Genomic DNA, 13,455 nt, shown 5'->3' with positions numbered 1-13,455 from the left:
TTAACGGGGTTATAGTTATGTTAAAGGTACTATCAATTAATTGGATTATTTTGTATAATGCATATAAAAAGAGGTTGTCTATGAATCCTATGGATGAATGTAAATAATACATATGGAGGTAATTAAGTTTGAAAACTCACTACTATTTCAGTTGGTTTAATCATTTTTTTCCTGAGAAGCTGGTCCATTGTTTGCAGGAGGATATACAAGACAGAAAATCGCTTGTTATGATTAGTGCTAATCCGTCTGGTTATAAAGATGAGCAAGTTAACTTTGATGATGTTTCTGAATGGACATGGTTGAATCAGGCTAATATTATTTTTGATGAATATCATTTCATTGATTACCGTATGCAGAAAGAAGATGCCCAGCGATTCATTCAGAACGCTTCTGTCATTTTTTTATGCGGTGGATATCCTGTTCTGCAGAACGAATTTTTGACGGAATATGAATTATCGGATGTTATTAAGAATAGCAATGCCATTATAATGGGTGCCAGCGCCGGTGCGTTAAACATGGCTGCAAAATGGTTAAGCTTGAATAACACTGATGAAGTTGAAACAAGTACTATTTATGATGGTATTGGCTTTGATCATTTTGCCTACGAATCTCATTCTCAACGCGATTACGCAATGTTTGTTCAAGGCTACCTGTTCCCCTTGTCTGAAGAGATTGATATTTATGCGGCAGAACAGGAGAGCGCTATACGTGTAAAGGACGGCAAAATAGAAATAATGGGACCTGTATATTTAATTTCCCACTCAAAGATTCAGAAGTTGGTTGAGACGCTCTAATTAGGGTGAGTGGCTGTGACCTTACATAAGTAATTCCTTTTGATGTATAAAATCATGGCTAATAGGCGAATTATCTCAGGTCTCCTTTCTATGAGTTTGTAAATAGATGCAATCTTAATATTCCTAGGACCTAAAGTCGGCAGGGTATCAGAGTGATCAGTTACTTATTTAAACTAGCGGACTGACAATAGGATCGTTGCAAAAATGCTAACGATCCTTTTTGGTATACCTTTACAGAAAGTAGAGAACACGAAAAATTATATTAGGATGATGAGCTCCTTATTAAGCTATCGTGCAGGATAGTTTAGCCATACAAGAAAAAATTAGCATTATGGGAGAAGGAGTAGCAGTATATTTCTGGAATATATTATTATTGGGAATTACTGAGATGGGATGTGTATAAGATGGACAAGCATTACCAAAACCTTCTGTTAGCTTTTGAAGAAGCAGAAAAGGCTAGAGATGAGGGTACTTTTCCTATCGGTGCAATTATTGTTGATGCAGATGGTTCAGTTGTAAGCCGAGGTAGGAACAGAGTTTTTTCAAGCTGTGATTCTACAGCTCACGCCGAAGTGGACGCTATAAGAAGAGCCGGAAATGTGATACTTCATCTTGAGAGCAAGAAATTTATTCCTAAGAACGAACTTACCTTATATACTACCTGTGAGCCTTGTCCCATGTGCACAGGTACAATCGTATTGTCTTTGATTAAAAAAGTGGTTTGGGCTGCAAATGATAAGGATATAGGTGCATTTAAAAAATTCAAGGAATTAAATAGCGAATTACCTATTTATAATGATCTGTTCCACGACATCGAGTTTGTTGCAGCCCCTTACAGAGATTTAGAATTGAGACAAAGAAAAATGTTAGCAGAATGGAACAACAGCCGTGGGTATACCGATAATCATTGGAATGATGAATTAGTAAATGAAATTGTTCAATAATAAATGAAACTTTGCGCCTGATGTATTAAGCTAACGGGAAACGTTAGCTCAATAACAACAAGAAAGCAGCTGATCATTGTGATTGGCTGCTTTTACTCAACTAACGGGAAGTTTTGCTGAATAGATCTGCTGAGTATGTGGAGCATCTGGCCTCTCACGGTTGGTTGCGGACAAGAAAGTTAAAAATCGTAAGGTAAAGGAGAAGTCTGGCAGATATGATTGCGATTAAAAACTACCCATGACGCATATGCGTCATGGGTAGTTTTTAATCATTTCCATACGTTCAGGAGGGGGCCGTGTGAAATAGCGATGTCCTAATCACTTCGTTGGACAGACAGAGTTTTGTGTAAAAACGGCCACCATCCGGGAACGGCTATTCTTCGTATACATTTCCGAACTGACTTACTTGACCGGCCCCATCCAGGTTGAAATCGTCTTCTGCTGGTGCGGCAACGGCGGTTTCAACTTCCCGTTATCGATCAAATGCTTCAAAATATAAGCGACAAGCCGGCCTCCGCCGGTGTTGCCTCTCACCATGTAAGCAAGCTGCGGCTCCAAATGCTTCGGCTGATTTTGCAGGAACAGCTTGAGCATTTTATCGTAGAGCTTGCCGACAGCAGGTGCATACAGAGCGGACAAATCCGACATTGCCTTGTTCAACCGATCCAACGTTTGCGGAGAGTCGATCCAAACCGCATTGAACTTGTACCCCTCCTCCGTCTTGCGGATGTACCCCTTCTCCAGCAGGAACGAATATTGCTCGCTGTTCTCTTCGTTGTCGGGCAGTTCTCCTTGTTGGAACGCATGACAAACCTCGACATTCCGGTATTCCAAGGAACGCCAATCCACCTGGCGGTCGCTCCAGTACGTATTGAATTGCCACAAGTATAAGGGGCTGTCTTCGACGTAGCGGAGCGACGGACCGAAGGTGATGTAACTACTCAAATCAAAACCCGGATCGGCATTGCTGCTCGTGTTCAACGCCGCATAGGCAATATATTGACCTCCGTCCTTTCGCATTGGTGCGACCGCATCGAAGTTGTCGCCCGCCGGCATGCTCCGCCAAGATTGCTCCTCGACGTTCTTGGGCAGCAAGGTCCAGAGCAGGAAGTTATAGTCGCCGTCCGGAACGTACACTCCGCTATCCTCGACTTGCTGGCGAACTTCCATTAACGCGTCGAAATGAACATCGGCCACTTCGGCGGCGCAATCTTGCCAAAATTGATGACCGGCTACGGCCAACTCGAAGAGGTCCCAGACGATGGTATTGCTTTGATATTTGCCGGGAGAGGTTTGGGTGAGAAAATTGTAATCGGCCAGGTGCCGGACTTCACCTTCCAGTAAAGACGGCGGCATTCCTAGCTCCTCCGCGATTTGATGTACGGTACGCGCCTTGTGATAAGCCGCGTAAACGATATTTTGCGCCAAGGCGCGTCCAAGAAAATCGTTGGTTTCGCCCAGGCTGCCGGCCGAACCGGAATGGCCCATTTCCCCCATGCTGACCGGATTGACACTTAAAGTTCCTGTTGCACGCATACGTTTCATCCCTTTCCGTAACTTCTTTTTGGCCTCGCTCAAATGCCACTTCACCGTGTTGACAGGAATGTTCAGAGCAATCGCGATATCGCCGATTTTAAGCTCGTCGTAGTAATGCATGACCACGATCCGGCGATGGATGTCGGACAGAAACGCGACTTCTCGACGGAGCTCGCGGTAAGCTTCGGTTACCAGCAGCCGGTCAAGCGGCTCCCGAGAAGGGGCGGCCGACAGTTCGGACATACCGTTGATTTCGATCGCTTGGGGAGCGTGCGCACGCTTTTTCAACCAATTCACCCAAGTGTATCGGGCAACCGTCCAGACGTAAGCGTCAAGGCTTCTAATGTCCCGCACCCCAGAGAAGGATTTTAACAACTGCAACATAATCTCCTGAGCCAGATCCTCCGCCTCGGCCCGCTGCTTGACCCGGTTTAACGCAAAACCGAAAATCGGTTTGACATAGCTCCGAATTGCTTCCGCTGCTTCTTTTCCGTTTTTACCAATTGAATCCATCTTTTGCCTCCATAGTTGCATCTGTAATTCCTGACAATTATATAGTGTGCCAGGCGAAATAAAGGTTGGGATTATTTTTTAAAAAATTTGGACGTCCTAACGGATCGCTCATACATGTATAATTACAAACATCAACATCATGAGTAGGTTATTTAAATGGTTAAAGAGACGTTATGAACTTTTTGTTAAACGAGATGAAGATTACTTTAGATGTAAAGGTCTCACTTTTAGTATATAAAGATACTTCTTTTCCGTTCAACTATGGGAGGATACAAACTAGGAGCACGAGCCGAAGTTCTTCTTCGGGTACTTGGGGTACTCCTTCGTTCCGTAGTGAACCAGGAGTGGTCTCGATTAATTATTCAAATGCATAATTGAGGTTCATTAAACTAACGGGAAACGTTAGCTTAATGCTCAAAGAATCAACGTAATCAACTGCGGTTTACAACTAACGGATGACAATAGGGATCGTTGCAAAATGCTAAGGATCCTTATGGGTATACCTTTAGGGGGATGTACTCCAGAAAATACGGACAAAAAAAAGCCCAAAAGGGCTACTTCCATAATTGTCATAATAAACTTTTCCTAGCACTCTCGTTGGTAAAAGAAATTATTTCCTTTAACTTTCCCTTGTAGGAGTATGAGTAGCAACTTTCCATTTACCTTCCTCATAGGTTAAAGTTATTTTTGCAGAGAGCGACCCCTCATTGGCACGATACTTACTGACCTCTATGGCAATGTTATTATCTGATTCATTCTCCTGCTTTTCAATTTTCAGTAAAATCCCTTTTAGCGTATTATCAGACCGTTCAGACTGTCCTTCTTCAATCAATTCTTCATAGGTTAGGTTATAAATTTTTACGTTATATTTGCTGTGAAGGTAATCCTCAATGCTTTTCTTATCAGAATCCTTTAATGGAATTCCTTTATCAAAATCTAATGAGATATACTCCATGTTTTCATTAAGAGCCGTATCTGTTGAAATTAACTCCTCCAACGCCATACGATAAGGTTCACCTGGTTCATTCTGCTGACTAGAGCCAGTAACACCACCTGCGCAAGCTGATAGTAAAAATAACGCTACAACACTGAGAATAAAATGCATTTTCTTTAACTTTATGACAATACCCTCCTTGGTACTCGTTTCCTAAATAAACGTAATGATAACGAGAAATGTTGGATTTCAGTTTAAAAAGCAGTCCAATTTGATCTGCCTAATTAAGCTAGCGAGTAGGTTAACGGCAAGGATCGTCTGTGGGCAGAACTGTAATATCAGCAGAATTTATGAGTTTAATAGGGGATAATGATTACTTATTATTCCATTTATATGCTACTCTCTTTTTATTCCATAGTTTTCTTAACGGAGAAATGGAAATTTAAATGTTGGGGGTAATTGCTTGCTTCTATCCGAACGATTGCCAATTGCAGCAAGTCTGTACCCTGAGGAACCTGCGTTAATGAGACATGGGCAAACGATGAGTTATGGGGAGCTTTACGGTCTGGTTGAAAGATTCAGTCATACCCTGTATGTTGAAGGACTCCGGGCCGGTGATCGTATTGCCCTTTTAGGTGATCCAGATCCCCAGCTCGTTGTTGCGTTTTATGCAGCAGTTGGGATCGGCGCTATACCACTCGTTCCTTCTCCTATGCTAACAGTACCTGAACTCGCTGCCATATTTCAGGATGCAGAACCACATATGGTTATTCATGATGACCAACATGCTAAAGTAGCTATTGCCACGGTAAAGCTTCTTGGGTATTGTCCAAAACTGTTCACGATAGACGAAGAAGGGACGAATAACAGTTCGCTCGCTGCTCTTTTACAGCAGGAACCTGCGTTCTCTCCAAAAGACCATTCCAAACGAAGTGTAGACGATACGGCAGTCCTGATTTATACGGGTGGGACAACTGGTCGACCAAAAGGGGTCATGCATTCGCATCGTGGTATGGCTGCTTGGAATCAACTTACGCCTTCTGCAGGCTTCGGTCATGATCTCAAGCGTCGTGTGTTAGTGCTCAACTTATCCCATCTGGTGGGTCAGTTCCAGTTGTGGGCGACCATGGCTGCTGGAGGCTGTCTTGTATTTCTAGATGAATACCCAGCGGATGTACACCGCATTATGGAAGCTATTGAACGTGATCAGATTACACAACTCAGCACAGTAGGCCAACTGCTTCGTGATCTTACCCGCGAGGCATCCGTAGGAGGTAGAAACTTGAAGAGTCTATCGCTTATTGGCTGCGGAGGGTCCATTATTTCCCCGGATACACTACAGGAGGTCGTATCGCAATTTCCTGAAGTTATCATTGTGAACAACTACTCACAAGCGGAATGTGGAATGTCCATAAGCCGCCTTTTTCCTGTTCAGCATATGGGCGATCCTCATCGCCTTCGATCCGTAGGTCGTCCTGCTGACTTGGCTGCCCAGGGTGAGCAGGCCTTTGAAGTTCGGATATTAGATACGGACGGAAGTGAGACAGTTACGGGCGAGGCTGGAGAAATCGTTGTTCGAGGTCAACAGACCATGCTGGGGTATTGGCGCCAGTTGGAGGTTACTGCCGAGACCATGTCCGATGGCTGGATTCGAACTGGGGATGTCGGTTGTCTGGATGCCGAAGGTTACCTTTATGTGTTTGATCGCTTGAAGGATATGGTTATTGTGGGCGGTTCCAATGTGTTCTGTGCCGAAGTGGAGCATGTTATTGTGAGCCATGAGTCGGTAAGCGAGGCGGCCGTAATCGGATATCCTCATCCCGATGAAGGCGAGGAACTTGTCGCTTTCATCGTGTTACGGGACGATGAAAATATGGATCTGACGCGGGTGCGGACGTTTTGTGAGCCACACCTTGCTCCGTACAAATGGCCGACTCGACTGTTCATTGTGGATACTTTGCCCAGAACAGCCGTGGATAAAATAGACAAAAAGCAGTTGCGCAAGCATCTATCCTCAATTTCATCCGAAGGACTATGCTAACGGGAATGCTGTTTAATAGCTGTTGGGCAGAATAATTATTGTTAGATCAACAAAAACAGCCCTTCAACTTCCTTTTGGAAGTGAAGGGCTGTTTTTATCTCAACTGGTATGCAGGCGGGCACGAAAATACCTCGTAGTGTTACCTCAAAATCGTAGTGGCCTGATTACCCGCATAATCCTCAATGACCAGCTTCAAAGAGCTGTTGCTGGACGCTGGCGTGAAGGTCAGTTCACTCAGCTTTGTTCTTCCCCGAATGATATACGGGAATTTTTGCGATACGTAAGTGACTCCGAACTCGCGTGCCACCCCATTTTCATATACATAGATCTTGTACCAGTCCTCCAGATCCGGGAGGGCCAATGTGTACTTTCCATCTTTTACCGTGACCTTTTCCTTGACGTATGGTGTAATCTGAAGATCTGCGAGCTGTCCGGTATGGGTAACCGGATTCTGCCCGCCAATGGCGATGTTCAGCACGTAATGTTCACCATTGGTCGGAAGTCCGGTCAGGACGGCAGATTGTTTTCCTTTTTTGACCTGAATCGACTTGGTGAAGGGTTCTTTTGTGTATTCTGTTTCTAGTGTGAGCTGAATTGACTCGTTACCTTTGTCTTTATTTTTATTCTTGTCTTTACCGGTATTCTTATCTTTATCTGTGCCCGTATCTTTCGCTTTCTTCGGGTTTTTCCAGCTTACAATAGCATCGCCATTCTTTTTGAATTTCACATCAATATCCTGAACGGCTGCATTCAGATCGTAAGGCAGGACGGTTGCTTCACTTTCGGTACCATCTGCACCAACCGCACGGATAGACAGTTCACCAGATGGCTGTTTTAGCGATTTGATATAAAAAGTGGAATCATACACGCCGCCTACATAGGCGCCATTTTCATATAAATTGTATTGTTTGACCTCTGAATAGTCCTTCATGTCCCATGCAACAACCAGTTCGTCGGTGTTGGTCAGTGCCTTGGCAATATGGAATCCTGTCGGTGCATCCGGTACAGCCGCTGAACCGTCGAACATGCGGATCTCGCCAATATTCATCTGGTAATTCTCAATCGCTTTGCCATTCGGGTCAAAAGATAACCCCATAGCGGCAATGGTTTTTCCATGATAGGCGCTCAAATCCAGCGAAGTTGTCTTCCAGCCTTCCGTTTGCTGGCCTGACTGAGGCACTTCCACATTGACCACGTTGGATGGATCATCTTCGAAGATCAGCCCAACATGTAGGGAAGAAGCATCGCTGGTAGACGGTTTGTTATACGTCAGCTCCAGTTTCGATTGTCCGTTGACGGACAGGTCGGTTTTGTAGAGGCGAAGGAAGTTCTCCGCGTTCAGTGTACCGTTCACCACGAGAGAGCTGCCGCCATTAAACGCGCCAATGGAGTCATAGTTGTACCGTGCGCCTTTCTCGTAAGAGGGACCGTAGTCAAAATCAACACTGAGCTTGTCGCCTTCGCTATCCATCCACCATTGCCAAGTGACAGGGATATCCTGAATGTTGATATTGGACCATTCTTTATCGTTCGAGACAGCACCGTCTTCATAATATTTCAGACCGTGCCCCGTATTGAAACTGGTTGCAAAATTGGAGCCGTTGATGACGGATCGCTCGGTAAGATAAGCGGCAATTCCATCCCAATTTGCACCGGAAGCATACACATCCGACAGATCGGCAGACGCATTACGACGTGCATCTGTCGGGTCTTGATTTGGACCAGACCACCAGGCACGATCACGTACAAAGGTCATCCACTGGTACTCATCTTCCGCACGATGATTGGTGCTGCCATCGCCCATCTCTTCATCCAGGGCGTTGTGGGTGAAGTCGGCACCCAGTGTCGCAATGCTATTCATCGGTTGACCGTTCTCATCCAGGTTATGGCGCAGGTCATAGGATTGCTTCCAGCGGCCGAATTTGTCATGTCCACCTTCGACACCAGCAAATACGGTTTCCAGTGGATCCAGTCCCAAGCTAAGGGCATGATCACGGGAATCGCGGAGCATCTTGTGGTTCCACACATAGTTCAGGAAGATGGAATCCGAGACTCTGCCGAGAACGGAATCCTGTACAAACGGGCTATTAAGCCCATTAAATTGGTTCTGGTATTGAATTTTACCTGTTGTATTGATGGTAGAATCATACCACTGAACGTACAGGCCTTTATCTCTTAGATATTTCATGAATTTCTTGTAGGAAGCGATATCTTCCGGGGCTACACCCCGGGCAACTTCTTCCTGATTGAAGAAATATCCATCGTAGTTGTAGTATTCTGCCATCTCGGCTAGTTTCTCGGCCACAGGGAAATTACCGTTTTCATCCTGGATCAGCATTTGTTTATAGGTTTGTGGCCCGCGGTCATTGTCCGAGAAAAAGATGTTAGCAATGGACTTAACGCCATTTTTGTGGGCTGCATTGGTGTAGGCCGGATTCGGAATGTTCAAAATGCCAAACTCGAAGTATTTCTCCGTCCACTCTTTACTCGGATCGTATAGCTCCTCAGGTACTCCCGCAGAGGCCATGCCGTGCCAATAGCTGTAGTAGTCTGTATATTGCCAATAATTGAAGAGGTACTGGCTGAATTCATTGGTATAAGGTGTGCTATCGAAGAATGCATTGCCGTAATCACCACTCATTGTGAATAGCTGGGTGTCCGGGCTAAGCTCAGGATAAGCCTGTGTAGCAGCGAACGCTTCATTACGGGGCTGCAAGGGAACATGGGCACGAAGCAGGTCACCATGAATATCACTTTCCGGTGTCCAGTTCAGAATCTGGGCTGAGGTGTATCCGTGTTGATAGGGCTGATTCACCCCTTTGGCACTTTCACCGGTGTAGGGGAGCGTGTCTCCGGCATAAATGGATGATGCAACAACTTGTCCAAGCAGAGCCGTAGTCAGGACCATGGCAGTGACCTTGGGAATGATGCCTTTTGCTTTGAGTTTGCGTGTCATGCTGTTCCTCCTTCAAGTGGAATGAATGTAAGGTATTCTTTTACACAAAGCTAAACTTATGGTTAACGATAGTGGATGAAAGCGTTTTTAAATAGGGTGAAATTAAAGAAACACAGATATAAACTAAAGAAAAGTTGCAGGTGACAAGTTAATGTCAGAAGCCTGATGATATAATTCAAGTCAGGAAACCAGCATCGGAGGGAACATGCGAATTGAAAATTGTTAGCGTTTACAATAATTTCTTCAAAAATAATATGTTTATGAAAATGCTCCTGATCTTCTCGATGATATCGATTGTCACGATCATTACATTGTCTTATATCATCTTCCTGTCGGTGTCCGACTCCACGATTCGCCGGGAACTGGCGATCCAGAAAGCGGCGATGGAACATGTGGACCGGTACATTCATCAGCAGTATGAATCGGTACAAAACATGGTGAGGGATATGCATCAGAATGAGGCGCTGTCCGCTAACATTACTTATCTGATGAATCATTCGTACGCTGAATATGTTCAGCACATGACCAATGGATATTATGCTAATCAGGATGACTATTCGGCCGATGTATTGAAACATTTTCAGAACATTATGGATCGTAATTCGCAGATTAACCAACTCATGTTGTATAGCGCTGAGCAGCAGGATCTGTCTACCTTTAATCAACACAAGCAGTTCCGCAAGCTGGACGCCAATGTAGCTCATTCCTATATTCCGGACGTGATGGCGATGGAAACGCCCAATATCAGTGCACCCAACTACTGGATTCGCAAAGAGATTAATCAATGGGACCCTGCGCTCTACTCCATCCGCGTACCGATTAACAATACACAGACTCTTCGGAATCTGGGCCAATTTCTTGTCTTCTTTGACTCAGAAGGAATCGGTAATGCGCTGGATAACTACGAGAGTAATCTCAAGGGAGACATCGTGGTGTTATCGGCGAAAGGGACAGTGTTATTTGACTCCAACAATCATTATTACGGGAAGAAGTATCCCTACGTGAATGTGGCCGATTCCCTGTTTGATCAGACGGATATGGATTCAATGAAAAAGGAGCAGAACATGTACGTCAACAAGTTTGTCTCCGCCGATCAGGGGTATGTGGTCATTGGCACCGTTCCGGTAGAAGAGATGGCTGAAACCTATGCGGGCATTCGCAATACCATTATCTCGATCAGTATCGTATGTATTTTGTTTGCCGTGCTGGTTCCGGCATTTTTCATTATTAACTTTGCCAAACGAACCCGTCGAATTATCCGCTTCACCCAAAAAGTGAAATATGGAAATTTGACGGCTCGCATCGACGATCCGCGAGATGATGAACTGGGGCAGATCTCACATAGCTTCAACGACATGCTGGATGAGCTGAATCTGTATATTGAACGGGTCTACAAAGCCGAGATCAAACAGAAGGAGACCGAGCTGGTCGCATTACAGGCGCGCATCAACCCTCATTTTCTCTACAATACGCTTGAAGTGATTCGGATGAGGGCGATATCCCAAGGGGCGAGAGATGTTGGCGAGATGATCTATAGTTTATCCGTATTGTTCAAGAGCCTGGTACAGCAAAAGAAAAATTATACGCTGAAGGATGAGATGGAAGCTTGCCGCTTGTATCTGGAATTATTCCGAATCCGCTACAAGGATATTTTCATATATACGATCCAGATCGATGCTGCATATTATCAACACCCTGTGGTCAAACTTTCGCTGCAACCTATCATTGAGAATTATGTTGTACACGGCATTCAGACAGAACGTTCGGATAACCGATTATCCATTGTTGTGGAAGAGACAGATGATGTGGTGCAAGTGGAAGTCAAAGATAATGGCAAAGGCATTGATCCGGCACGCCTGACGGAAATCCTTGAAGAACTGGAACGTCCTGAAGAGTCTGGTCAGATGTTCGGGCTGCGCAGTGTCCATAGTCGATTGCGCTTCCTGTATGGGCCAGAGTTCGGTATCACCATAGAGAGCACCCTCGGAGAAGGAACACGAATCAGGGTGCGTTATCCACATACAGAAGGGACAGGTGTGTAATATGTACAAGGTGTTTATTGTGGACGATGAGCCATTCATCATTGAAGGTTTATACGATATTGTGGATTGGTCTTCATTTGGTATGGAAATTGTGAGCCATGCAGGTAATGGGCAAGCAGCGTTACAGGCGCTCTCTTCTCAGCCTGTGGACATTCTGATTACGGATATATCCATGCCACTCATGAATGGTCTCGATCTGATTCGGGAAGCAAGGCGAGTGCAACCTGAGCTTAAGGTCATTATCCTCAGTGGTTTCAATGAGTTCGAATATCTGAAGGAAGGCATGCAATTGGGGATCGAAAACTATCTGCTCAAACCGATTAATGTAGAGGAACTGGAATCCACGCTGAGCAACACGGCGTCCAAGCTGGATCATACGGTATCACCTCAAGCCGATGATGCGTATGGCATCCAGATTCTGAAAGATAACATTCTTCATCGATGGCTTACGGGACAGATTGCAGCTACTGAATTTGAAGAACGTGCCCAGTTCATGAACCTTTCGCTGGATGCACCGGACGTTGCTGTGGCCATTCTGCGTGACAAAGGGCAAGTACCCGGCATGTTTGAACGTGTAGAAGAGATGCTGAGAGACAGACGCCATCTGAACGTATTTCATGATATCGATGGAGACATCGTCATTATTGCCAATATTCAGGGTACGAGTGACGAGGAACAGAAGTTGATGGATGGATTGCAGGCATTATCTGATGAGATAACCGTAACCCATCCGGCGGCACGCATTGGAGCAGGCAGATTGATGAAAGGGTTATACCATGCGCCGACCAGTTATGCGGAGGCCAAAAAAGCACTCCAGTATGTGATGATTTATCCCGACCTTAAAGTCATCGACCATGCCATGTTGGAAAGGTGCGGAAATTCAACGGCGACCTTTTTCATTGAATGGAGGGAGTATGCCAAACTCATTCTGTCCCGCAATACAGAACAACTTGCCGACCGGATTCGCATGGATTTTGAACAGCATCGCGATGGGCTTACACCTGGGGAGTTACAGAATACCGCATTGGAAGTTGTGATTCGCTTCAAAATGGAACTGGAGAGCATCAAACACTCGGATGAGTCTGCCATATACCAACAAGGGCTTCAACTTGTACTGGACAGTGGTACTTTTGATGAACTCGTGCGGGCGCTTCAGCAGGTTGGGTCGCAGACGATCCAATCCCTATTGCAGGATCTGAAAAATCCAATTGTGAACCAGGTGCTTCAGCATATCGACAAACACTACGCAGAAGAGCTCTCCTTGAAGCTGCTGGGTGCCCACTATCATCTGCATCCGGTCTATTTGGGACAATTGTTCCATAAGGAGACAGGGGAGACGTTTGCCGAATATATCAACAAATACCGGATTGAACGTGCGAAGGAGCAACTACGCAATTCCAATCTGAAGGTACATGAGATCGCCCGAAATGTGGGGTATTGGGAGACGGGGTATTTCTATAAACAGTTCCGCAAATATGTGGGGATTTCACCGACTGATTTCAAGGTGTTTGGTTAATTCGGTGACGGGTAGATCCAACCATGCGGACAGAGAGCCAAGAGACATATCGGGAACAGGAATGGCATGGTAGAAAATCATGGCATACGTTACCCGGCATGTCTCTTTCATGTAAGCGATTTATTTAAATAGGTACAAAAAAGTTGCCCAAGGACGATTTCTCTTTAATTTGTACCTCG

The 13,455-nt window shown here is 45.1% G+C and carries 8 protein-coding genes; 5 read left to right on the top strand and 3 right to left on the bottom strand.

What is annotated here, in order from left to right:
* The first annotated feature begins 128 nt into the window (after positions 1-128).
* Both MHI55_RS25675 and MHI55_RS25670 read left to right on the top strand, forming a co-directional pair.
* Positions 129-794 (top strand): Type 1 glutamine amidotransferase-like domain-containing protein, encoded by a 666-nt coding sequence (locus MHI55_RS25675; RefSeq protein WP_340387496.1) that lies wholly within the window; start codon positions 129-131, stop codon positions 792-794.
* Between the two features lie 404 nt (positions 795-1,198).
* Entirely contained in the window at positions 1,199-1,738 is a 540-nt protein-coding gene (locus MHI55_RS25670; RefSeq protein ID WP_340387494.1) for a nucleoside deaminase, read from the top strand.
* A 402-nt stretch (positions 1,739-2,140) separates the two neighbouring features.
* Here MHI55_RS25670 and MHI55_RS25665 read toward each other — a convergent pair whose 3' ends face one another.
* Positions 2,141-3,787 carry an RNA polymerase sigma factor gene (locus tag MHI55_RS25665; RefSeq protein ID WP_340387492.1) on the bottom strand — a complete coding sequence of 549 codons (1,647 nt, stop codon included), beginning with the start codon at positions 3,785-3,787 and terminating at the stop codon, positions 2,141-2,143.
* Positions 3,788-4,406: 619 nt separating this feature from the next.
* A complete protein-coding gene (locus tag MHI55_RS25660) occupies positions 4,407-4,892 on the bottom strand; it encodes a hypothetical protein (RefSeq protein ID WP_340387490.1) in 486 nt (161 codons plus the stop codon).
* Between the two features lie 292 nt (positions 4,893-5,184).
* Here MHI55_RS25660 and MHI55_RS25655 point away from each other — a divergent pair, with 292 nt between their 5' ends.
* Positions 5,185-6,762: a class I adenylate-forming enzyme family protein gene (locus MHI55_RS25655; protein ID WP_340387488.1), complete on the top strand. Its 1,578-nt coding sequence runs from the start codon at positions 5,185-5,187 to the stop codon at positions 6,760-6,762.
* Between the two features lie 139 nt (positions 6,763-6,901).
* Here the strand turns inward: MHI55_RS25655 and MHI55_RS25650 are convergent, their stop codons facing one another.
* A complete protein-coding gene (locus tag MHI55_RS25650) occupies positions 6,902-9,718 on the bottom strand; it encodes an endo-beta-N-acetylglucosaminidase (RefSeq protein WP_340387486.1) in 2,817 nt (938 codons plus the stop codon).
* A 254-nt stretch (positions 9,719-9,972) separates the two neighbouring features.
* Here MHI55_RS25650 and MHI55_RS25645 point away from each other — a divergent pair, with 254 nt between their 5' ends.
* Positions 9,973-11,760 (top strand): sensor histidine kinase, encoded by a 1,788-nt coding sequence (locus MHI55_RS25645; RefSeq protein WP_340390648.1) that lies wholly within the window; start codon positions 9,973-9,975, stop codon positions 11,758-11,760.
* A 1-nt stretch (position 11,761) separates the two neighbouring features.
* A complete protein-coding gene (locus MHI55_RS25640; protein ID WP_047841280.1) occupies positions 11,762-13,276 on the top strand; it encodes a response regulator transcription factor in 1,515 nt (504 codons plus the stop codon).
* Positions 13,277-13,455 lie beyond the last annotated feature (179 nt).

Origin of the sequence: Paenibacillus sp. FSL E2-0151 (assembly GCF_037993015.1) — a bacterium.
Classification (GTDB): Bacteria; Bacillota; Bacilli; order Paenibacillales; family Paenibacillaceae; genus Paenibacillus; species Paenibacillus amylolyticus.
This window is presented reverse-complemented; position numbering and strand designations above follow the sequence as displayed.